Source organism: Catenulispora sp. MAP12-49 (assembly GCF_041262705.1).
In the GTDB taxonomy this organism is placed as follows: Bacteria; Actinomycetota; Actinomycetes; order Streptomycetales; family Catenulisporaceae; genus Catenulispora.
Genome location: NZ_JBGCCP010000029.1, coordinates 45,078 through 69,155, shown reverse-complemented (window position 1 = coordinate 69,155; position 24,078 = coordinate 45,078). Strand labels below are relative to the sequence as shown.

6 protein-coding genes are annotated in these 24,078 nt (G+C 72.7%); 5 read left to right on the top strand and 1 reads right to left on the bottom strand.

Going from position 1 to position 24,078, the window contains the following annotated elements:
• The first annotated feature begins 46 nt into the window (after nt 1–46).
• The 5 genes from ABIA35_RS36865 to ABIA35_RS36845 are packed head-to-tail and all read left to right on the top strand — an operon-like array spanning nt 47 to nt 21,656.
• Entirely contained in the window at nt 47–3,106 is a 3,060-nt protein-coding gene (locus tag ABIA35_RS36865) for an AMP-binding protein (protein WP_370344828.1), read from the top strand.
• Nucleotides 3,103–4,347, top strand: coding sequence for a type III PLP-dependent enzyme (locus tag ABIA35_RS36860; RefSeq protein ID WP_370344827.1), 1,245 nt, complete (start codon nt 3,103–3,105; stop codon nt 4,345–4,347). The genes ABIA35_RS36865 and ABIA35_RS36860 overlap by 4 nt, the downstream gene beginning before the upstream one ends.
• A 2-nt stretch (nt 4,348–4,349) precedes the next feature.
• Complete coding sequence (locus tag ABIA35_RS36855; RefSeq protein ID WP_370344873.1) at nt 4,350–4,823, top strand: cobalamin B12-binding domain-containing protein; 474 nt, start codon at nt 4,350–4,352, stop codon at nt 4,821–4,823.
• Nucleotides 4,810–6,096, top strand: a complete 1,287-nt coding sequence (locus ABIA35_RS36850) for a methylaspartate mutase (RefSeq protein ID WP_370344826.1) — start codon at nt 4,810–4,812, stop codon at nt 6,094–6,096. The genes ABIA35_RS36855 and ABIA35_RS36850 overlap by 14 nt, the downstream gene beginning before the upstream one ends.
• Entirely contained in the window at nt 6,093–21,656 is a 15,564-nt protein-coding gene (locus ABIA35_RS36845; protein ID WP_370361013.1) for an SDR family NAD(P)-dependent oxidoreductase, read from the top strand. The genes ABIA35_RS36850 and ABIA35_RS36845 overlap by 4 nt, the downstream gene beginning before the upstream one ends.
• Nucleotides 21,657–21,717: 61 nt before the next feature.
• Here ABIA35_RS36845 and ABIA35_RS36840 read toward each other — a convergent pair whose 3' ends face one another.
• Complete coding sequence (locus ABIA35_RS36840; protein WP_370344824.1) at nt 21,718–24,057, bottom strand: AAA family ATPase; 2,340 nt, start codon at nt 24,055–24,057, stop codon at nt 21,718–21,720.
• Nucleotides 24,058–24,078 lie beyond the last annotated feature (21 nt).

The window sequence follows — 24,078 nt, the reverse complement described above, 5'->3', positions numbered from 1 at the left end:
CGCAACATAGCTCGGTAGGAATTCCCTTCGCGGTAAAGAGGAGAACATGGAAAGGGCAGTCGCGGGCGCTGTGCACGAGCGCTTTCTGCGCGGGCTCGCGCTGACCCCGCGCGGCCCGGCTGTGCGCTGCGCCGGTGCGTCCGCCACCTACGAAGAGCTGCATGACAGGGCACTGCGGCAGGCCGGGGCCCTTGCCGAGACCGGCGCCCGCACAGTCGCGGTCCTCGCGGACAAGGAACCGGCCGCCTACGCGGGCATCCTCGCCGGTCTGTACGCCGGGGCCGCGGTCGTGCCGCTCCGCCCCGACTTCCCCGCGGCCCGCACCCGGCGGATGCTCGAAGCATCCGGCGCCACCGCGCTCGTCGTCGACGAGTGGGGTACGGCGCTCACATCCGAACTGCTCGGCGATCGCGCGGATGTCGTCGTGTTCGGGCCCGGATTCACTGCCGCGTCGACCGCGCTCGACGAGCCCCGCGGCGTCCGCCCCGAGGATCCCGCCTTCATCCTGTTCACCTCGGGATCAACCGGGCGTCCCAAGGGCGTGGCTGTCACGCACGGCGCGACCGGGCACTACTTCGGGCTGCTCGACGCCCGCTACGACTTCGGCCCCGGCGACGTCTTCTCGCAGTCCTTCGACCTGAACTTCGACTGCGCCGTCTTCGATCTGTTCACCGCGTGGGGTGCGGGGGCGAGCCTGCAGACCGTGCCGCCGTACGCCTACCGCGATCTGCCCGCGTTCCTGAACGAGCGGCGAGTCACCGTGTGGTTCTCCACTCCCGGAGCGATCGCGCTGGCCCGGCGCACCAGCGGACTGTTCCCCGGTTCCCTGCCGGGCCTGCGCTGGTCCCTGTTCGCCGGCGAGCCGCTGCTGTGCCGCGACGCCGCCGATTGGCAGCGCGCCGCGTCGAATTCGACCCTTGAGAACCTTTACGGACCCACCGAGCTGACCGTGACCGTCGCCGCACACCGGTGGTCGGAGCCGCGTTCGGCCGCGCTGGCAGTCAACGGCGTCGTGCCCATCGGGAGCGTGCACGGCGGACACGACCATGTCCTGCTCGACGAGGCCGGCCGGGCCGTCGAGGACGAGGGCGAGCTCTGCGTCACCGGGCCGCAGCTGAGCCCCGGCTACCTCGACCCGGCCGACGAGACCGGCCGGTTCGTGCACCGCGAGGGCCGGCGCTGGTACCGCACCGGCGACCGTGTGCGCCGGATCGAAGGGAGCGAACTGGCCTACCTGGGCCGTGCGGACTCCCAGGTCCAGGTGCACGGCTGGCGTATCGAACCCGCCGAGGTCGAGCACGCGCTGCGCACCGGGACCCCGGTGCGCGACGCGGTCGTGGTCGGCGTCCCGAAGCACGGCACCACCGAACTCGTCGTGTTCTACACCGGCGAGACCGTGCGCCCCGTCGAGCTCGCCGTACGACTGCGCGAAACGCTGCCCGAGACCGTGGTGCCGCGTCACTTCCACCACGTGGAGGAATTCCCTGTGAACGCCAACCGGAAGATCGACCGCGCCCGGCTGACCGAACACGCGCTCGCGCTGCACCCGGCCGTGCCGGAGGCCCCTTTCGTGGCGAACGGTCCGGCCGCCTTCGTCCACACACTGCTCGACGAAGCCGCGGGCGAGGTCCCCGACGCCACGGCGGTGCGCGACGCGGTCGGCGCGTGGACCTACCGCGAACTCGACGAGCACAGCCACGCCTTCGCCGCCTGGCTGGCCGGGCACGGTGTCGGCCCCGGCGACCGGATCCTCGTCCAGTTGCCCACCGCGCGCCCGCAGACCGCGATGTTCTACGGGACCTCCCGGCACGGCGCGGTGTTCGTCCCGATCAACCCGGCGATGAAGCCCTTCCATCTCGGATCGGTCATCGACAGCGCCGAGCCCCGGCTGATCGTCGCCGCCGACGCCGAGACGCCGCGGCTGCGCGAGCTCACCGACACCCCGGTACACGGCTTCGACGATGTCTGGCGCGAAGTCGAGTCGCTGCGCGAGCAAGGCGCGCGGGCCAAGGCCGCCGGGGCGCACCCGGAGGATGTCGCAGTACTCGTCTACACCTCGGGCAGCACCGCGGAGCCCAAAGGCGTGATCGAACCGCACGCCCAGATCACCTTCGCCGCCCGCGCCATTCAGGCGGTGCTCGGCTACCGGCCGGACGACGTGGTCTTCTGCCGCTTCCCGCTGTCCTGGGACTACGGCCTCTACAAGGTCCTGCTGGCCTGCCTGGGCCGGTCGCAGATCGTGCTCGCGGGAGAGGAGTCCGACCTCGCCCTGCTGCGCCGGATGCGCGAGGTCGGAGCGACGATCGTGCCGATCGTGCCCTCACTCGCCGCGATGCTGACCACGCTCGCCGCCCGCGAGGACTCCTCCGCCGGCCGCGCCCCGGTCCGTCTGTTCACCAACACCGGCGCCGCGCTGCCCGCGTCCACGACGGAGGCGCTGCGGGCGGCGTTCCCCGGGACACGCGTGGTGCGGCAGTTCGGGCAGACCGAGTGCAAGCGCATCTCGATCATGCCCCCGGACCAGGACGACCAACGGCCCGACTCGGTGGGCCTGCCGCTGCCCGGTACCAGAGTGCTGATCCTCGACGACGCCGGGCGCGAGCTGCCGCCCGGGCAGACCGGGGAGATCGTCGCGGCCGGCCGGCACGTGATGCCCGGCTACTGGCGGTCCGCGGAACTGACCGCCCGCGCCTTCCGCCGCGATCCGGCCACCGGCGAGCCCCGGCTGCACACCGGCGACTACGGCCGCCTCGACGAGGACGGCTACCTCTACTTCGAGGGCCGCCGCGACGACATGTTCAAACGCAAGGGAATCCGGATGAGCACCTTGGAGATCGAGGCCGCCGCGATGGACATCCCCGGCGTTCGCGCGGCCGGCGCGGTCCCGCCGGACGGGGAGCGCGACCTCGCGCTGTGTGTGGAAGCCGACCTGCCCGGGCACACAGTGCTCCGCGAACTCGCGCGCCGTCTGGAGCCGGCCAAGGTGCCCGCGATCTGCCATGTCGTGGCCGAGTTCCCGTTGACCGCGCACGGAAAGAACGCGACCGCCGAACTGGCCCGCCTGATCGACGCGGCGCACGCGACCGCGGACCGGGCCCGCCGATGACCGCGCCCGACGTTGCCGAGCTGGCCGAACGCTACGGCACCCCGTTGTACGTCTACGACCTCGACGAGGTGACCACGGCGCGCGACGAGCTGGTCGCGTCGTTGCCCGAAGGATTCGAGCTCTACTATGCGCTGAAGGCCAACCCGCATGTCGACCTCGTCCGAGCGGCGCGCGAGGGCGCGGAGCGGGTGTGCCGGGCCGAGGTCAGCTCGACCGGCGAACTGGACGCGGCGCTGGCCGGCGGCCACCCGGCCGGGAACTGCCTGTACACCGGGCCCGGCAAGACCGACGCCGAACTCGACCGGGCGATCAGCCTCGGCGTGCGCACCTTCTCCGCCGAGTCCCCGTCGGACCTGCGGCACATCGGCGCTGCGGCGCTGCGGCACGGCGTCACCGCGCGCTGCCTGCTCCGGTTGAACATCGCTTCGGCCGGCGCGGCCACCGGCATCCGGATGACCGGGCGGCCCTCCCAGTTCGGCATCGACGGCGAGACCATAGCCGAGATCCTGCCCGAGCTCCTGCGCACGCCCGGCACCCGGGTGGTCGGCGCGCACTTCTTCACCATGAGCAACGCCGCCGACGCCGACAGCCTGCTCACCGAGTACGAGCACGTCATCGAGACGGCCGCCGCCCTCGGCCGCGATCACGGCCTTCCGCTGGAGCTGCTGGACCTCGGCGGGGGATTCGCCGCCCCGTACGCGGTGCCGGGCCGCCGCACGCCGTATCCGAAGCTGCGCGCCGAACTCGCCCGCCTGCTCGACCTGCATCTGCCGGACTGGCGTGCCGGCCGGCCGCGGCCGGTGTGCGAATCAGGACGCTACCTCGTGGCCGGGAGCGGGTGCCTGGTGGCCCGGGTGGTCAACGTCAAGCGGGGCCGCGGCGGTCCGTTCGTCGTGCTCGACGCGGGCATCAACGTCCTGGGCGGCCTGTCCGGGATCGGCCGCCTGCTGCCGGCCGCCGTCCAGTTCGAACCGGGCCAGGAGCCGGCGGCCGAGCGCGGCAGCCTGGTCGGGCCGCTGTGCACACCGGGCGACAGCCTCGGCCGGAACGTCGAGCTGCCGTCGCTGGCGCCCGGAGATCTGGTGACGATCCCGAACGTCGGCGCCTATGGCCTGTCCGCGAGTCTGGTGCACTTCCTGAGCCGGCCCGCTCCCGTCGAGGTGACGCTGCGCGGCGGCGAGGTCGTCTCGGCCACGCGCCTGGAACCGCGCCGCACCCACGTCGAGCAGGCCCGGCGGTGAACATGGCGCTCACGCTCGACGCTACGGAGCGGGACCGGGAGCGGGAGCGGGAAGGTCCCGTGATCGTCAGCGGCACGTCCTCGGACGCGCACACCTGGAACCTCGTCTACCTGCAACTGCTCGTCGAGGAACTCGGCTACCCGGTCGTCAATCTCGGATCCTGCGTACCCGACGAACTGCTCATCTCGACCTGTCTGCGGCTCCAGCCGATCTTCGTGGTGCTCAGCAGCATCAACGGACATGGCGGGCAGGACGGACTGCGGCTGATCCGCAAGCTGCGCGCGGACGGCGCGCTGCGCACCCTGCCGGTGGTGATCGGCGGCAAGCTCGGTGTCGGCGGCGCCGATCCGCGGATCGGCGCCGACCTGGCCGCCGCCGGGTTCGACGCGGTCTTCGACGACGCGTCGGACGGCCCGGTGCTGCTGCGCCGGTTCGTGCACGAACTCACGGTGGGGGCCTCGCGTGAGCTTCGGTGAGGCCGTCCGCCGCGCTCACGCGGCCGGGCGGCTGGTCGTGCAGCCGCGCATGGGTTTCGGATCGCCGGAGGTCATGCGGGCCGGCTTGGTCGCCACCCGGCACGCGGCCGCCGCCACGGTCGGCACGATCACCGTCGACAGCTATACGCGGCTGGACGACATGGCGGCGCTCGCCGAGGCACTGCGCAGCCGAGCCACGCTCAACGGATACCCGATCGCGAGCCACCCGGCCGCCACCACCCGCGCCATGCTCGACGGGGTCCGAGATGAGGGGTTCCCGGTCCAGGTGCGGCACGGCTCCGCACGGCCCCGGCGGATCATCAAAGCGCTGATCGAGGCCGGGCTGTACGCCACCGAGGGCGGTCCGGTCTCCTACTGTCTGCCCTACGGGCGCACCCCGCTCGCGGAGTCCGTCCGCAACTGGCGGGAGGTCTGCGAGCTGATGACCGGCGCCGCCGAACGGCCGCATCTGGAGACGTTCGGCGGCTGCATGCTCGGCCAGCTGTGCCCGCCGAGCGAGCTGGTCGCGCTCAGCGTGCTGGAGGCGATGTTCTTCCAGCAGCACGGTGTCGCCGACGTCTCGGTCAGCTATGCCCAGCAGACCCACCCCGGCCAGGATCTGGAGGCCCTGGCGGCGCTGCGGCGGCTGTGCGCCGAGCTGCTGACCGGCGACTGGCATGTCGTCGTCTACGCCTACATGGGCCGCTATCCCAGCACCCCGGAAGGGGCCAGGGCGTTGCTCGCCGGCGCCGCAGAGCTTGCCGTGGCCGGCGGGGCGCAACGCCTGATCGTCAAGACCGTCGCCGAGGCCGTGCGGATCCCGACCATCGCGGAGAACGTGGCAGCCCTCGAATACGCCGACGCGGCGGCCCGCCGGGCGGCCGGGGCCCCGGCGCCGGACTTCGCGCACGACGGCGGCCCGGTCTACCGGGAGGCGCGGGTCCTCATCGACGCCGTTGTGGACCAGGCGGCCGATCTGGGCGATGCGCTCCTGCGCGCTTTCGCACGTGGGCTGCTCGACGTCCCCTACTGCATCCACCCCGACAACGCCGGGCGGGCGCGCGGCCGGATCGGCCCGGACGGGCGGCTCGGGTGGGCCGAGATCGGCGCGCTGCCGCTCGGCGGCCTCGTTGCCCGCACGGACGACGGCCCGTGGACCGCGGCCGATTTCCTGGCCTCGCTCTCCTACGTCCAGCAGACCTTCGACGCGGCGGCGCTGACCGCCGGTCCAGTCCCCGTCGCACACCACAACCGCGGAGCACTTCGGCGATGAGCACACCGGATCCCGTTCACCTGACCGCCGCACTGGCCGCCCTCCCCGCCGCCGAGCGCGAACGGTACCTCGTCCGCCTCGTCCAGGACCGCGTCACCGCGGTGGTGCGTGAGATCAGGCCGGGCGCCACCGAGGCGGCGGAGCCGGACCGCAGCTTCCAAAGCCTCGGTCTGGACTCCCTGGGCGCGGTCGCCCTGCACGGCCGGCTCAGCGCCGACACCGGTCTGGCGCTCCCGGTCGCCGTCGCCTTCGACCACCCGACGCCGGCCGATCTGGCCCGGCACCTGCTCGCGCTGCTCTTCGGCACGGAGACGGAGGTGGACGCGGAGCAGACGGGTATCCCCGCTTCGGGCCGGTCCGCGTCCGACGAACCGGTGGCCGTCGTCGGCATCGGCTGCCGCTTCCCGGGCGGGGCGGACTCGCCGGAAGCCCTGTGGCAGCTGGTGGCCGACGGATGGCACGTCAGCGGCGACTTCCCCACCGACCGCGGCTGGGACCTCGAAGGGCTCTACGATCCGGACCCGGACACCCCCGGAAGCGCGTACGTGCGCACCGGCGGGTTCCTTGCGGACGCCGCGGAGTTCGACGCCGACTTCTTCGGCATCTCCCCGCGCGAGGCCGCCGCGATGGACCCGCAGCAGCGCGTGGTGCTGGAGACGTCCTGGGAGGCGCTGGAGCGCGCCGGCATCGATCCGAGTGCGCTGCGCGGTTCGGCCACGGGCGTGTTCATCGGCGCCGAGCCCCAGGAATACGGCCCGCGGCTCCACGAGGCGGCGGACGGTCTGGACGGCTACCTGCTGGCGGGCGCGGCGCCCAGCGTCGTCTCCGGCCGGGTCGCCTACGCCTTCGGGCTCGAAGGCCCGGCGCTGACCGTGGACACCGCGTGCTCCGGCTCCCTGGTCGCCCTGCACCTGGCCGTCCAGTCGCTGCGGCGCGGCGAGTGCACGCTCGCACTCGCCGGCGGCGTCGCGGTGATGGGCGGTCCCGGCACCTTCACCGCCTTCTCCCGGCAGCGCGGTCTGGCGGCCGACGGGCGGGTGAAGGCGTTCGCCGCCGCCGCGGACGGCACCGGGTTCGCCGAGGGCGTCGGCATCTTCGTCCTCGAACGCCTCTCCGACGCGCGCAGGGCCGGACATCCGGTCCTCGCCGTGGTCCGGGGGAGCGCGGTGAATCAGGACGGCGCGTCGAACGGGCTGACGGCGCCGAACGGCCTGGCGCAGCGCAAGCTCATCCGGGCCGCGTTGGCCGACGCCGGGCTCTCGGCCGCCGACGTGGACGCCGTCGAGGCACACGGCACCGGGACCACGCTCGGCGACCCGATCGAGGCCCAGGCGCTGCTGGCGACGTACGGCCGGGACCGCGACCCGGAAACCCCGCTGTGGCTCGGGTCGGTCAAGTCCAACATCGGCCACGCCCAAGCCGCCGCGGGCGCGGCGGGCCTGACCAAGATGATCATGGCTCTGCGGAACGCGGCGTTGCCGGCGACCCTGCACGTGGACGAACCCACCCCGCACGTGGACTGGTCAGCCGGGGGAGTACGACTGTTGACCGGGCAGCGTCCGTGGCCGACCGTGGACCGGCCCCGCCGCGCCGCCGTCTCCTCCTTCGGGATCAGCGGCACCAACGCGCATGTCATCGTCGAGCAGGCGCCCGCAGCGGTGGAGACTGATGGAGACGCGGAGACCGACTCCGGCGTGCCGGTATCTCCGTTGCCCATCATGCTTTCCGCACGAAGCGACTCGGCCCTGCGTGCGCAGGCCCGCTCCCTGGCATCCGTCCTGGGCGAGGAGGCCAACGCGCTGGCGGACGTTGGATACTCGCTCGCGACCACGCGCGCCTCGCTTGTGCACCGGGCCGTCGTCCTCGCCGCAGACCGCGCGGACGCTCTGAGCGGGCTGGACGCGCTGGCGGCCGGTGGTGCCGAAACCAGGCTGGTCCAAGGTATGGCCGCGGCAGGCGGGCTCGCCATGCTCTTCACCGGGCAGGGTTCGCAGCGCCTTGGCATGGGTGGCGCACTGCACGAGGCCTTCCCGGTGTTCGCCGACGCCTTCGATGAGATCGTCGGCCACCTCGATCTGCAGCTCGATCGGCCGCTGCGCGAGGTGCTGTACGGCGTGGACGCCGCGACGCTCCAGCTCACCGGCTACGCGCAGTGCGCCCTGTTCGCCCTCGAAGTCGCTCTCTACCGGCTGGTCGAGTCCTGGGGGGTGCGCCCGGACGTCCTGCTCGGTCACTCGATCGGTGAACTCACGGCCGCACACGTCGCGGGCGTGTGGTCGGTCCCGGACGCGTGCGCCGTGGTCGCCGCGCGCGGGCGGCTGATGCAGGCGCTGCCCGAGGGCGGCGCGATGGCAGCCGTCAATGCGACCGAGGACTATGTCAGGCCTCTTTTGACCGGCGGCGTGGGCATCGCCGCGGTCAACGGTCCCGAGTCGGTCGTCCTGTCCGGCCCCGAAGCCGACCTCGACATGGTCTTGAGGCGTTTGGCCACCGAGGGGCGCAGGACAACTCGGCTACGCGTGTCGCATGCGTTCCACTCGGCGCTGATGGAACCGATGCTCGACGACTTCCGCAGGATCCTGAGCATCGTCGAGTACCACCCGCCGCGCATCCCGGTCATCTCCAACCTGACCGGTGGCCCGGCGACCGGCGATGAGCTGTGCACTCCCGAATACTGGGTGCGGCATGTGCGCGAGACCGTGCGGTTCGCCGAAGGCGTGGGCGCGCTGGCCGCCGCCGGGGCACGCACAGTGCTCGAACTCGGCCCGGACGCGGTCCTGTCAGCGATGGCCCGTGACTGCGTCGAGGATGCGGGCATCGAGTTCCTGCCGATGCTGCGTCGCGATCGCCCGGAGCCGGAGACCGTTCTCACCGCCGTGGCCACCGCGTACGTACGCGGCACGCCGGTCGATCGCGGCGCGTTCTACGCTGGAACCGGCGCGCGCCGCGTCGAGCTGCCCACCTACCCGTTCCAGCGGCGGCGCTACTGGCTCGCCCCTTCGGCCTCGGCCCGCGTGGACGCGGCACTGTTCGGGCAGAGCGTTTCCCGGCATCCGCTGCTGACGGCCGCCGTCGGGCTCGCGGACAGCGGTGCGACCGTGCTGACCGGACGGCTCTCGGCGGATTCCGCGCCCTGGCTCGGCGAGCACGTCATCGCAGGCTCCTGCGTGCTGCCGGGCACGGCCTTCGTGGACCTGGCGCTGCACACGGCGAAGCTCGTCGGTCGTGCGGCGGTGGAGGAGCTGACGCTGCTCGCGCCGCTGGTGCTCCCGGCGACGGGCGGTCTCGCCTTGCAGGCCGTCGTGGCACCGCCCGGACCGGACGGTCGCGCGAATGTCGAGTTCCACGCGCGTAGCGAGCAAGAGGGTGCGCCGTGGACGCGCTACGCCACAGCCGTCCTGACCACGCAGGCCGGACCGTCGTACGTCGGCCTGGCCGAGTGGCCGCCGACGGGTGCGGAGCCGGTCGACATCGCTGATCTGTACGAGAGTCTGGCCGATGAGGGCTACCGCTACGGTCCGACGTTCCGTTGTCTGCGCGCCGTCTGGAAGCGCGGCGGCGAGGTCTTCGCCGAAGTCGCCCTGCCGGAAGCGGTCGAAGCGAGCGCCCACCTGCTGCACCCGGCATTGCTGGACGCGGTGCTGCACGCCACCGACTTCGCCGAGGGTGAGGCCCGCGAGCCGGGCGAGATCCGGCTTCCGTTCGCCTGGCGGGGCGTGACCGCGTATGCCCCAGGCGCCTCCGTGCTGCGCGCGCGCATCACTTCGCATCCGGACGACGGCGGCGTCGCCCTGGATCTGGCCGACGAGTCCGGAACTCCGGTCGCCTCGATCGCGGGGTTCCGTAGCCGGCCGGTTCCGAACGGCACGTTCGGCGGCCCGCGCGCCGAACCGCTCTACGAGATCGCGTGGCGGTCTGTCGTATCGCGCGGCTCGATCTCGGATGCGGCGTTCGTGAATATTGAGACGCCAGGCGAGTTGACGGACGCGCTCTGCCACGTCACGGACCTTCTCTGCGGTCGGCTCGCCGAGGGCGGCGACGCGAGGTCTCCGCTCGTCCTGGCGATTTCCGAGGGAGCGAACGCGGCGGCCGTGCGCGGCCTGGTCCGGGCGGTCCAGGCCGAACACCCGGGCCGTTTCGTGCTCCTGGACACCGACACCGACACCGATACCGACGAGCCGACCCCGGATCTTGCTGCCCGGGCGGCTGCTTGCGGCGAGCCGGAACTGCGGGTGCGTGGTGGCGAGTTCTCAGCGCCTCGGCTGGTCCGCAGCGCTGCCGTGGCGCAGACGCCGTCGTCCTGGCCCGAACACGGCACGGTCCTGATCACCGGCGGTACCGGCGGCCTCGGCTCCCTGGCGGCCCGTCACTTCGTGGCCGTCCACGGGGTGCGCAACCTGCTGCTCCTGAGCCGGAGCGGCCCGGACGCGCCCGGTGCTTCCGCGCTCGCAGCGGAGCTTCGCGAGCTGGGAGCACAGGTCCGGATCGCGTCGTGCGACGTCGGCGACCGTGCCGCGCTGGCCGAGACGCTGCGCGAGATCCCCGCGGAACATCCGCTCACCGCCGTCGTCCACACGGCGGGCGTCCTCGACGACGCCCTGCTCGCCGACCTGACCCGGGAGAAGTTCGACGCCGTCTGCCGCCCCAAGGCCGTCGGCGCCCGGAATCTGCACGAACTGACCTGCCATCTTGACCTTCGCGCGTTCATACTCTTCTCGTCCGCGGCCTCCCTGGTGGACGGCGCAGGCCAGGGCAACTACGCCGCGGCCAACGCGTACCTGGACGGCCTCGCCGCCGAACGCGCTGCGGCGGGCTTGCCCGCCACCTCGATCGCGTGGGGCGCCTGGTCGGGCGAGCAGGGCATGGCCGCTCGGCTGGACGCCGTCACCCGCCACCGCGTGGCCCGGCAGGGCCTGACGCCGCTGACCCCCGAAGCGGGTCTCGCGGCCCTGGACGCGGCGCTCGTCAGCGGGCTGAGTTCGGTCGTTCCACTCACCGTCGATCGCGCCGCGCTGCGGGCCCGCGCCGACGGCGTGCCCGCCCTGCTGCGCGAACTCGTTCCGGCCCCGGCGCCGTCACCGTCCTCGACTGCGGTGCCCGCACTGCCAGCTCTGCTCGATCTGGTGCGATCGCTGATCGCGGGCGTCCTTGGGCACGAGGACGCGGCGGCGATCAGTCCGGGACGGCCGTTCACCGACCTCGGCTTCGACTCCCTCGCCGCCGTCGATCTGCGCAACGTTCTGCAGAAGCGGCTCGGGTTGACGCTTCCGTCCACGCTCGTGTTCGACTACCCGAACCCGCGCTCTCTCGCTGACTACCTCGGGCAGCAGTTGTCGGCCGCGCCGGTCGCGGAAACCGCGCCCACGGCCCCCGCCCGCACCGACGAGCCGATCGCGATCGTCGGCATGGCCTGCCGTTTCCCCGGCGGCGTCGGCTCGCCTGAGGACCTGTGGACCCTGCTGGCCGACGGCGTCGACGCCGTCGGCCCGTTCCCGACCGATCGCGGCTGGGATCTCGCCGCGCTCCACGACCCCGACCGTGTGGTGCCGGGCACCAGCTACGCGAACGAAGGCGGCTTCCTGTACGACGCCGCCGAGTTCGACGCGGGCTTCTTCGACATCAGCCCGCGCGAGGCCCGGGCCATGGACCCGCAGCAAAGGCTCTTGCTCGAAGCGTCCTGGGAAGCCCTCGAACGCGCGGGCATCGATCCGCACACGCTGTGCGGCAGCCGGACCGGCGTGTTCGCCGGGGTGATGTACCACGACTGGGCGACCCGGCTCGGCCGGCAGGTGCCTGAGGAACTGGCCGGGCATCTGGGCAACGGCAGCCTCGCCAGTGTCGTGTCCGGCCGTGTGGCCTACGCGCTCGGCCTGGAGGGGCCGACCGTGACCGTCGACACCGCGTGCTCCTCCTCGCTGGTCGCCCTGCACTGGGCGCTCCAGGCGCTGCGGGCCGGGGAATGCACGCTCGCGCTGGTCGGCGGCGTGACGGTGATGGCGACCCCGGACACGTTCGTCGACTTCAGCCGGCAGCGCGGCTTGGCCGCCGACGGGCGGTGCAAGTCCTTCGCCGCCGCGGCGGACGGCACCGGCTGGGGCGAGGGCGTCGGCGTCCTGGCCGTCGAGACGCTTTCCGAGGCTCGGCGCCTCGGGCACCGGGTACTCGCCGTGGTCTCCGGCTCGGCTGTCAACCACGACGGTGCCAGCAACGGGCTGACCGCGCCCAACGGCCTGGCCCAGCAGCGGGTGATCCGCCAGGCGCTGGCCGCAGCAGGCCTGCGCCCCGCCGACGTGGACGCCGTGGAGGGCCACGGTACCGGCACGACGCTCGGCGACCCGATCGAAATCAGCGCTCTGCAAGCGGTCTACGGGGCCGACCGCGAATCCGGCCGACCGCTGTGGCTCGGCTCGGTCAAGTCCAACCTGGGCCACCCACAGGCCGCCGCCGGGGTCGCCGGGGTCATCAAGACCGTGCAGGCCCTGGTCGCCGAGCGGCTGCCGGCGACCCTGCACGTGGACGAACCGACGCCGCAGGCGGACTGGTCGGCCGGCTCGGTGAAACTGCTCACCACATCGCGGCCGTGGCCGCGCGGGGAGCGACCTCGTCGGGCTGGTGTCTCGTCTTTCGGGATCAGCGGCACCAACGCGCACGTCATCGTCGAAGAGGCGCCTACCGCACCGGAGCCTGAAGCCGATGCCGATCCCGCGCCGTCCATACCGTCCACGCCGCTGCCGTTCCTGATCTCGGCGCGGAGCCCGACCGCTCTCGTGGCGCAGGCCACGCGGCTGCACGCCGACTTCTCGCGGCGGGCAGACATTTCATTGCGCGCCTTGGCCGGATCGTTGGCGAACACGCGCTCTGCGTTCGAGCAACGCGCCGTGATCGTCGCGACCGGGCCCGACGAACTTCTGCGCGGCTTGGACGCGCTCCGCGACGGCGAACCCTCGTCCGTCGTCCTTCGTGGCACGGCGCACGAGCGCGGCAAGACCGCGTTCCTCTTTTCCGGCCAAGGCGCCCAGCACGCGGGCATGGGAAGCGGGCTGTACCAGGCTTTCCCAGTCTTCGCGCAGGCCTTCGACGAGGTGGCCGAGGTCTTGGACCCGTTGCTCGCCCGATCCCTTCGTGAGGTCGTGTTCGAGGACGACGATCCCGCGCGGCTGAACCGCACCCGGCTGGCCCAGCCCGCGCTGTTCGCGATCGAGGTGGCGCTGTTCCGCCTGGCCGAATCCTGGGGCCTGCGGCCCGCTGTGCTGGCCGGCCACTCCATCGGCGAGATCTCCGCGGCGCACGTGGCGGGCGTGCTCTCGCTCGCCGACGCGGCCCGGCTGGTCGCCGCGCGCGGAGCGCTCATGGACGACCTGCCCGACGGCGGTGCCATGGTCGTCGTGGCCGGTACCGAGCAGGAGGTCAGAGAACTCCTCGCCGGACGCGAGCAGCTGGCCGACATCGCCGCCGTCAACGGGCCGGAACTGGTCGTCGTCTCCGGCGAGGAGAAGACCGTCCTGGCGGTCGCCGAATCCGTCCGGACTCGCGGCGCCGAGCCGCACCGCCTCGTGGTCAGCCACGCCTTCCACTCGCCGCTGATGGAACCGATGCTGGCCGACTTCGCGAAGGTCGCGGCCGGCCTGGAATATCACGCGCCGCGCATCCCGATCGTCTCCACCGTGACCGGCCGCCTCGCGACCTCGGTAGAACTCTGCGATCCCGCCTACTGGGTCGGCCACGTCCGCCGGACCGTCCGTTTCGCCGACGCGGTCGCCGCCCTGGTCGAACAGGGCACCGACACCTTCCTCGAAATCGGTCCCGACCGGGTCCTGACCGCCCTGGCCGAACGCGGTCGGCCGAATCAGGACCCGGATATCCGGCACGCCGTGTACGCCTCGCTCATGCGCCGCGGCCGCGACGAGGTTCGCGAGGCGGTCTCGGCGTTGGGCACGCTGCACGTCCACGGAGCCGTCGTGGACTGGCGCGCTGTGCTCGGCGGCGGCACCGCGGCGCTCGACCTGCCGACCTACGCCTTCGAGCACACCCGCTACTGGATCGACGCCGAGCCCGCGCTCGACGCGTCCGCGGTCGGCTTGCAGCAGGCCGCGCATCCCCTGCTCGGTGCGGTGGTCCAGCTCGCCGGAACCGGAGAGCTCGTGTTCACCGGCCGGGTCTCGGCCGGCACGCAGCCGTGGCTGGCCGACCACGTGGTCCGTGGATCGGTCCTGCTGCCCGGTACCGGCTTCGTCGACCTCGCGCTGTGGGCCGCGGAGCAAGCCGGCTGTACGCGCGTCGACGAGCTCACCATCACCGATCCGCTCGCGCTGCCCGAGCACGACGGTCTGGCCTTGCAACTCGTCGCGGGTCCGGTGGAGGGCGGACGGCGCACGCTGACCATCCACTCCCGCCCGGACAACGACGCGGCGGCCGACTGGACCCGTCATGCCACCGCGGTACTCAGCGCCGCGCCTCGGGCCGCGGGCTTCGAGTTCGTGCAGTGGCCCCCGGCCGGCGCCGAACCGGTCGACGTCACCGACGCCTACGGACAGCTCGCGGCGCGTGGCTACGGTTACGGGCCTGCATTCCAGGGCCTGCGTGCGGCATGGCGGCGCGGCGAGGAGGTGTTCGCCGAAGTCACCCTGCCCGAGACCGTCGGCAGCGCCGAATTCGGCCTGCACCCGGCGCTGCTCGACGCCGCGATGCACGCCGACCTGCTCACGGCCCCCGACGGGCCGACGCTTCTCCCGTTCGCCTGGAACGGTGTGACGCTGTACGCGGCCGGTGCTCGCGAGCTCCGCGTCAGGATCGTGCGGCTGTCCGGCGACGAGGTCAGCCTGATCCAGGTCGCCGACGCGGCGGGCCGGGCGGTCGCGTCCGTGGACTCGCTCGTCTCCCGTCCCGTCGGGGATGGGGATGTTCCGCTGCTTCACGTGGCGTGGCACGAGGTGGCCGTCCATCAGGATATTGATAACGCCGCGAACTCGAGCCGGTTCGTGTCCGGCGCCGATGTCGCCGAGCTCATCGCAGCTTTCGACGCCGAATCGGCTCCGCCCCAAGCGGCTGTACTGATCTGCCCCGATGGCGGCACTGGGGTTCCGGCCGCCGCGCACGCCGTGACCGGGACGGTGCTCGCCGCGCTGCAAGCCTGGCTCGCCGGCGAACGCTTCGCCGCGACCCCTCTCGTCGTGCTCACCCATGGCGCCACCGCGATCGGCGACGACATCCGCCCCGATCACGCTGCCGTCTGGGGCCTGGTCCGCGCCGCCCAGGCGGAGAATCCGGACCGGTTCGTCCTCGTGGACCGCTCCGACGACACCTGGCCGCAACTGCTGCCCGCGGTGCTGGCCTCGGACGAGCCCGAGGCCGCCATCGGCGAGGACACGGTGCGCGTACCGAGGCTCGTGCGTGTGTCGAGCGCGACTCCGTCTCCGGCCAAGCCATGGAATCCCGACGGGACCGTCCTGATCACCGGAGGCACCGGTGGCCTCGGTGCCTTGACGGCACGCCACCTGGTGACCGAACACGCCGTCCGGCATCTTCTCCTGCTGAGCAGGCGAGGCCCGGACGCCCCCGGCGCCGACGGACTGCGCCGCGACCTCGAAGCCCTCGGCGCGCGCGTGACGATCGCCGCGTGCGATGTCGCCGACCGCGCGGCCCTGGCCGGCGTGCTCGCCTCCGTCCCCGGCGGACACCCGCTGACCGCCGTCCTGCACGCCGCGGGGGTGGCCGGGGGCGGACTGACCGGCTCGCTGGACGCCGCCCGGCTCGCGGAGGTGTTCGGGCCGAAGGCCGACGCCGCCTGGCATCTGCACGAGCTGACCCGCGGCCTCGACCTCGCCGCGTTCGTGCTCTTCTCCTCGGCCGGCGGCACGGTCCTGGCCGCCGGGCAGGGGGACTACGCTGCCGCCAACGCCTTCCTCGACGGCTTGGCGGCGCGGCGGCACAGCCTCGGCCTGCCGGCCACCGCGCTCGGCTGGGGCCTGTGGGCCCACGACACCGGTCTCGGCGGCGCGCTGCGCGAGGACGACCTGCACCGCATGGCCCGCCTCGGCATGCCCGCGATAGCCGTCCGCCAGGGTCTGAGGTCCCTGGATGCCGCGCTCGGGAGCCGTGAGCCCGTGCTCGTACCGCTGCCGATCGACACGGCCGCCCTGCGCGCCCGCACCGACCGGGTTCCGGCGCTGCTGCGCGGCTTCCTCACCGCGCCCCCGCGACCTGCGGCCGCCACTTCGTGCCCCGCCGCCGACCTGAGGAGCCGGCTGGCCCGGCTGAGCGAGTCCGACGGCCACCGGCACCTGCTGGACCTGGTCCGCACGCACGTCGCCGCGACCCTCGGCCACACCTCCGGCGCGATCGACGCGGACCGCGCGTTCCGCGAACTCGGCATCGACTCGCTGACGGCGATCGAACTGCGTAACGCGCTCAGCGCGGCGACCGGGGCCACGCTCCCGGCCACGCTTGTGTTCGACCATCCGACCACGCGCTCGGTCGCCGACTTCATCAAGCACTCGCTGTTCGGCGCCCCCGAGCCGGTCGGGACTGCGACTCCGGCCACGAGTACCGCTGCGGCCGTGACTACCCGAGACGAGCCGATCGCCGTCATCGGCATGGCCTGCCGCTATCCCGGAGACATCGAGACGCCGGAAGCGCTCTGGCGGCTGCTGATGGACGAGAGCGACACCGTGTCCGGATTCCCCGTCAACCGCGGCTGGGACGTCGGGGGCATCTACGACCCCGAACCCGGCCGCCCGGGCAAGACCTACACCCGCGAAGGCGGATTCCTGCACCGTGCCGCCGAGTTCGACCCGGCCTTCTTCGGCCTCGGCCCGCGCGAGGCCCTGGCGATGGACCCGCAGCAGCGGCTCCTGCTCGAAGTGTCCTGGGAAGCGATCGAGCGGGCCCGCATCGACCCGCGATCGCTGCGGTCCACGCTGACCGGCGTCTTCGCGGGCGCCATGTACGACGACTACGGCAGCCGGGTCAAGCAGCCCTCGCCGGACGTGCTCCCATACCTGGCCAACGGCAGCTCCGGCTCGATCGTGTCCGGACGCGTCTCCTACCTGCTGGGACTGCAGGGCCCGTCGATCACCGTGGACACCGCGTGCTCCTCGTCCCTGGTGACCATCCACCTGGCCGCCCAGTCGCTGCGCGCGGGGGAGTGCGGCCTGGCGCTGGCCGGCGGCGTCACCGTGCTCTCGACGCCCGACCTGTTCGTCGACTCCAGCCGGCAGCAGATGCTCGCACCGGACGGCCGCTCCAAGTCCTTCTCCTCCTCCGCCGACGGTGTGGGCTGGGCCGAGGGCGCCGGAGTGGTGCTGCTCGAACGGCTCTCGGACGCACGGCGCAACGGCCATCCGGTCCTGGCCGTCGTGCGCGGCAGCGCCGTCAACCAGGACGGCGCCTCCAACGGCCTGACCGCCCCCAACGGCCCGGCCCAGGAACGGGTGATCGGGGCCGCGTTGGCCGCGGCGGGGCTGGAGCCCTGGGAGGTGGACGCCGTCGAGGCACACGGCTCCGGCACCCGGCTCGGCGACCCGATCGAAGCGCGGGCGCTGCTGGCCGCCTATGGTCAGGGGCGCGAGCCGGGGCGTCCGCTGTGGCTCGGCTCGGTGAAGACCAACATCGGCCACACGCAGGCGGCCAGCGGCGTCGCCGGAGTGATCAAGATGGTGCAGGCACTACGGCACGGCGTGCTGCCGCGCAGCCTGCACGCGGACGCGCCGTCACCGCACGTGGACTGGTCGGCCGGCGCGGTGTCGCTGCTGACCGGGCGCCGGGCGTGGCCGGCCACCGGACGTCCGCGCCGGGCGGGGGTGTCCTCCTTCGGGATCAGCGGCACCAACGCCCACGTGATCCTGGAAGAGGGTGGCGCCCTGGAGGCGGCGCCCTCCGCGCCGGAGATCGTAGGCGGCGTAGGCGGCGTGGGCGATGAGGGCGGTCGGCGTGATCAGGGTACGGATCCAGTGCCCTGGCTCGTCTCGGCCCGCTCGGAGGCCGCGCTGCGGGCCCAGGCCGGGCGCCTGGCCGCGCATCTCGACGGCCATCCCGACGCCCGTCCTGCCGACGTCGCGTTCACCCTCGCCGTCAGCCGGTCGTCCTTCGAGCACCGTGCCGTCGTGCTCGGCTCCGACCGGAAACAACTGACCGCGGGCCTTCGAGCCCTGGCTGACGGCGGCACCAGCGCGCAGTGCGTGACCGGAGCCGTGGACGTGACCGGCGGTACAGTGTTCGTCTTCCCCGGACAGAGCGGCCAGTGGACCGGCACGGCGGCCGGCCTGCTCGACACCTCCGCACCGTTCGCCGCGCGGCTGGCGGAGTGCGACGCGGCGCTCGCCGCCCACGTGGGGTGGTCGGTCGCCGACGTGCTGCGCGGCATCGACGGGGCGCCGCCGCTGGACCGGCCAGAGGTGGTCCAGCCGGTGCGGTGGGCTGTCATGGTCGCCCTTGCGGCGCTGTGGGAGGAGCACGGCGTGCGTCCCGACGCGGTCGTGGGCCACTCGTACGGTGAGGTGGCAGCTGCCTGCGTTGCTGGAATCCTCTGCCTGGCGGACGGAGCGCGGATCATCGCGGCTCACAGCCGGGCGGTCGGCGCGGAGCCTGCCGAAGACGTACCCGTCACCCCGACGGAGCGCGCCGTCCCGATGTTCTCCAACCTCACCGGCGCCTGGCTGGACGGTCCCGAGGTGGACGGCCGGTACTGGCAGGCCAACCTGCGCGAGCCCGAGTCTGAGTCCGGCCGCTTCGCCGTCGCCGTCCGTACTCTGGCCCAGGCCGGATTCGGCGCGTTCGTCGAGATCAGCGCGCACCCGGTGCTGACCGCGAGTGTGCGGGAAACCCTGGACGAGCTCGACCACCCGGCGGTGGTCACCGGCACCCTGCATCGTGACGAGACCGGGACCGGCGCGTTGACCCGAGCCGCCGCGACGCTGCACGTCCACGGCGTTCCGGTGGACTTTGCCCCGTTCTGCTCCGGCGGGACCCTGATCGACCTGCCCACCTACGCCTTCCAGCGCAAGGAGTACTGGCTCCGGGCCACTCCCGCGCAGGGCGACGTCGGCGCGGCCGGCCTGGTCTCGGCCGAGCACCCGTTGCTCGGCGCCGTCGTCGACCTGCCCGGCAGCGATGAGGTGCTGTTCACCGGGAGTCTGTCGGCCGAGCGCCGGCCCTGGCTCGCCGACCACGTGCTGCTCGGCCGCACGCTGCTGCCGGGGACCGCCTTCGTGGAACTCGCGCTGCGCGCCGGCGCGGAGGTCGGGTGCGCCGTGATCGAGGAGCTGATTCAGCACACGCCGATGTCCCTTCCCGGCGACGGGGCGGTCACGGTCCGGATCGTGGTCGGCGGCCCGGACCAGGATGGGCGCCGCGGGATCTCGGTGTACGGGCGTCCTGATGAACCGTCTCGAACCAGTGCCGAATGGGTCCTGCACGCGAGCGGCACTCTGGCGGTCGGCGGTTCCTCTGCTCTCTCCGACCTGGGTGCCTGGCCGCCGGCTGACGCCGATCGCCTCGACCTGTCAGGGGTCTACGAGGACCTGGCCGCACTCGGTTTCGGGTACGGCCCGGCGTTCCAGGGACTGCGGGCGGTGTGGCGCCGTGGAGATGAGGTCTTCGCCGAGATCGCCCCGCCGACGGACTCGGTCGGCGATGCTGCGTCGTACGGCATACACCCCGCCCTGCTCGACTCGGCACTCGGCGCCATGGACTTCCTGGCCGGAGGCCCCGCGGCGTTGACCGAAGCCACGATCCCGTTTGCGTGGAAGGGCGTCACCCTCTACGGCAGGGGCCCGACGGCGTTGCGAGTGCGCGCACGTAAGACGCCAGCGCGGGACAACGCTGCTGAACTCTGGATCGCCGACTCCTCGGGCGCGCCGGTGGCACACGTTGAGGAGTTGGTGACCCGACCGGTTCCGACCGATGGCGCGAGTGGGGCCCGGCACCTCTATCAGATCGCGTGGAATCCCCTGCCCATCGCGGACGCTGTCACCGCGGAACTCCCGGAAGGCGTCACCCTGCTCGACTGCGGCGCGGTTCCCGGACCGACCGATGACGTTCCCGGGGCCGTGCGCCACGCCCTGCTGGACAACCTGGAATCACTGCGGTCATGGCTGGCCGGACCACGGGACGCGGACGACCGACTCGTGATCCTGACCCACGGCGCGGTCGCCACGGAGCCGGGGCAGAGCCCTGATCTGGTTCACGCACCGCTGTGGGGACTTGTCCGCGCCGCACAAGCCGAGCACCCGGACCGGATCCAGCTGATAGACACAGACGGGACGGAAGCCTCCCGGCACAGCCTCGCCGCCGCCGTCGCCACCGGCGAACCCGAGGCCGCCATCCGCGCCGGCGAGGTTCGCGTGCCGAGGCTGCGACGCATCGCACCCGGTGGCAAGGCCCCCACCTGGGATCCGCAGAGTACTGTCCTGATCACCGGAGGCACCGGACTGCTCGGCGCGACGCTGGCCCGGCACCTGGTGACGGTCCACGGGGTCCGGCACCTGCTGCTCGTCGGCCGACGGGGAGCGCAGGCCCCCGGCGCGCAGGAACTGGACGCCGAACTCCGCGGGCTCGGAGCCCACGTCACCTTCGCCGCGTGTGATGTGGCCGACCGCGAAGCGCTGCGCGGAATGCTCGGGCAGATCCCCGGGCAGCACCCGCTCACCGCCGTCGTGCACGCGGCCGGGGTGATGGACGGCGCGGTGCTCCAGAAGCTGAGCTCCGCTCAGTTCGACCGCGTCCTGCGGGCCAAGGCGGACGCGGCCTGGCACCTCCACGAACTCACCGCCGATCTGGACCTGGCCGCGTTCGTGCTCTACTCCTCGGTCGGAGGCCTGGTGCTCACGGCCGGTCAGGCGAACTATGCCGCCGCGAACCGCTTCCTCGACGCGCTGGCCGAACACCGGCGTGCCCGAGGACTGAGCGCCATTTCCCTGGCCTGGGGGCCGTGGCAGGGCAGTGACGACGCCGTCGACCTCGACCGGCTCGCCCGCGAAGGCATCGAGGCCCTGACCCCGGCCGAAGGACTCATCCTGTTCGACGCCGCCCTGGACGCCGAGGAGAGCGTGCTCGTCCCGGTGCGCCTGAACGCGGCCGCGCTGCGGGAACGGCCTGAGCTGCCCGCTCTGCTGCGCGGGTTCACTGTACGGACGACGACGGCCCGGGCGCAGCAGATGACCGAACCCGCGCCGGAGAACCTTGCGGCACGCCTTGCGCCGCTGTCTCCCAAGGAACGGCGGCGGGCTCTGCTTGACCTGGTCCGTGCCCACACCGCCGCCGTACTCGGCTACGAGGATCCCGCGCAGATCCATACCGCGACCGGATTCACCGACCTCGGGCTCGACTCCCTGGCCGCGCTCCAACTGCGCAACAGCCTCGCCCCAGCCACCGGCCTGCGCCTGTCCGCCACCCTCATCTTCGACCACGCCGACCCGGCGCGCCTGGCCGACCATCTGCTGACCGAGCTGTTCCCCGAGCAGCCGTCGGAGCCGGAGGAGCGTTCGGCGATCGAGGACATGGACGTCGACGCGCTGGTGCGCGCCGCGTTCGCGGGCGAGGCACCGGTCGACGGCTCCGCGTGATCCCCCCGACCCCGAGCCGTCGGTGCTGATCCCTCAGCCCGGCGGCTCGGCGAGGCGCGAACTACCCGGCGGCCACGCCGAGCCGCGCCGCCAGGGCCCTGCGTCCGGTGACGCCGAGCTTCTTGTAGACCCGGGTCAGATGCTGTTCCACCGTGCTGACCGTGACATAGAGGTCTCCGCTGATCTGCCGGTTGGACATGCCGACCGCGGCCATTTCGGCCACTTTGCGCTCGGCCTCGCTCAGTTCGACCGCGAGGGCGTCCAAGCGCTCAGCGGTGTTCTCGCGCACCCGATAAGTCAGCGGGGACGCGGCGTGGTCGAACGTGGCGGCGGCCGGCAATGTCAGTCGGCTGGCCGGGGATTTCGTCGTCTGCGTGGTCCGGCTGTCTTTACCGGGGTCTTTGTTGACTCGGCTCGGGTCGGCGTCGCCGAGCTGGGTGGACAGACGCTTCATCGCGTTGGCGAGGTCCCGCCGCCAGGGCACGAGCGCGGACTGCCGCAGCCCTGACTCCTTGGCCAGCCGGCGGCAGCGCTGGAAGTCGCCGACGGCGGCCAGGACGCGACCGGTGGCCAGGTGGTGGTGTCCTCGGGCGTGGAGGTAGCGCAATCCGTTGAGTGTGCCGAACATCGCGGCTGGGACGGGCACGCGCAGTGCTTCGGCCGCCTCGTCGTGCCTGCCGGCCCTGGTGTGTGCCAGGACCTGGACGGCCAACGGAAAGCCGACTGCGGCGCCCCAACCCTCGACGCCTATCATCCGCAGTGCGGCAGCGGCCTGCTCCGCCGCCGCGGCCTCATCACCGGTCCGCAGCCGGAGCCAGGCCCGGACCGAGCCCAGCAGCGCTCGCCAGGTGTCCGCCCCGCGCTCGGTTGCTTCGTCGAGCAGCCGCGTGCACCATCGTTCGGCCTGTTCGCCGTTCGGCAGTACGCACAGGGCGATCGCCAGCGCCTCCAACGACAGGTCGGCGAGCCGGCAGTTGCGCAGCACCAGCTCGGCACCGGCCACGGCGGTGTCGTCGGCCCCGTTCAGCCAGCCGTCCGCCAGGGTCTCGGTCACGCGCAGCCAGGGCGAGTCGGTCGGGTCCGCGGGGGCGGGCGCGAGGTCGTTCGGGCCGAAGTGCCACAGACCGGCGAGCCGGATCTCGGCCCGGGTCTGGGGATCGGCGGACCGCAACCGGTGCAGAGCGTCGGGCAGGGGCTCCCGGTCACCACGCCACAGGGCGTCGCGGACCAGTGCCGAGGCGTCCACCAGCAGGCCCGACCGGACGGCGTCGCGCAGCGGTGGCACGTTGCGCGAGGCGATCTCCGGGGCGCGGCGCCAGGTGATGCGGGCCACGGCCGCGCGGATCTGGATCTGGTCCCGCGCCTCGGTGACCGTGGCCAGCGCCAGTTCGAGACACCGGGTGGCGAAGCCGACGTCGTCGGACGAGGCGGCCTGCTCGGCCGCCGCCCGCAGCGTCGCGACCGGCCAGCCCGGCTCGGCCAGTCCCGCGGCCAGAAGGTGCCCGGCGACGATCCGCGCGCCGCGTCCCCGCCGGTAGGTCACCGCTGCGGCCTGCTGATGCAGCCGAACCAGTTCGTCGGCGGGGAGAACGGCGAGTACCGCGCCGCCGAGGGGCGGCTGCCGGTAACGGCCGTCCGTCGCCAGACCGGTCTGTTCCAGAATGCCGATCATCTCCTCGGCGACACCCATCGGACCGCTGACGAACCGGGCGATCGACTCGGCGTCGGCCTGCTCGCCGAGGACCGCCATCGCGCGGCTCACCTCCGCCATCGGCGGGCCCCACCGGCGCAGCGCCTCGTGCAGCGCGTCGATCGGCGACTCCCGGTCGGCCACAGCCACCACGGCGGGGGGCGGCGGGGCGAGCTCCACCTGTCGGCACGCCAGGGCGGTCAGGTCGGCCTGCGGCGACGGCCCGGTTTCCATGCGACTCCATCGGGTCAGCACAACGAGCAGCCGGGCGGACCGGACGCGACGGTGCAGGTGGCACAGCAGCCGGATCGACCAGTGATCGGCGAAATGCACGTCGTCCACGGCGATCACCACGGGTTGCGCACGACACAGATCGAGAAGTGCCGCGCCTGCCTGGTGGATGGAATGGATATCGTCGCCGTCGATCGACGAAACGAGACGCGTGATTCTCCGTCGTGTCTTTTCCGGCACCATTGTATTGCTGACCAGCTGTTCCAGGATTCCGGCCCGCAGCGATTGTTCATCTGGGGTTCCGGAACTGCTGAGTGTGAGGGTTCCGGCGTTCTCCGCGTGGTCGACGAACGCCCGCAGCACGGTGGTCTTCCCGCTGCCGGGGTCGCCGCTGACCACGATCGTCCGGCCGGATTCGGTGCCGCTCGCGGCGAGCTGGCCCTGGAGGAATGTCAGGAGGTTGCTGTGAGTCAAGGACATCAGATCACCGAGCGAAGGGAG

Excerpts from the sequence above, each read along its gene's own strand:
- ABIA35_RS36865 (WP_370344828.1), top strand. The coding sequence starts at position 47 with ATGGAAAGGGCAGTCGCGGGCGCTGTGCACGAGCGCTTTCTGCGCGGG.
- ABIA35_RS36860 (WP_370344827.1), top strand. The coding sequence starts at position 3,103 with ATGACCGCGCCCGACGTTGCCGAGCTGGCCGAACGCTACGGCACCCCG.
- ABIA35_RS36855 (WP_370344873.1), top strand. The coding sequence starts at position 4,350 with ATGGCGCTCACGCTCGACGCTACGGAGCGGGACCGGGAGCGGGAGCGG.
- ABIA35_RS36845 (WP_370361013.1), top strand. The coding sequence starts at position 6,093 with ATGAGCACACCGGATCCCGTTCACCTGACCGCCGCACTGGCCGCCCTC.
- ABIA35_RS36840 (WP_370344824.1), bottom strand. The coding sequence starts at position 24,057 with ATGTCCTTGACTCACAGCAACCTCCTGACATTCCTCCAGGGCCAGCTC.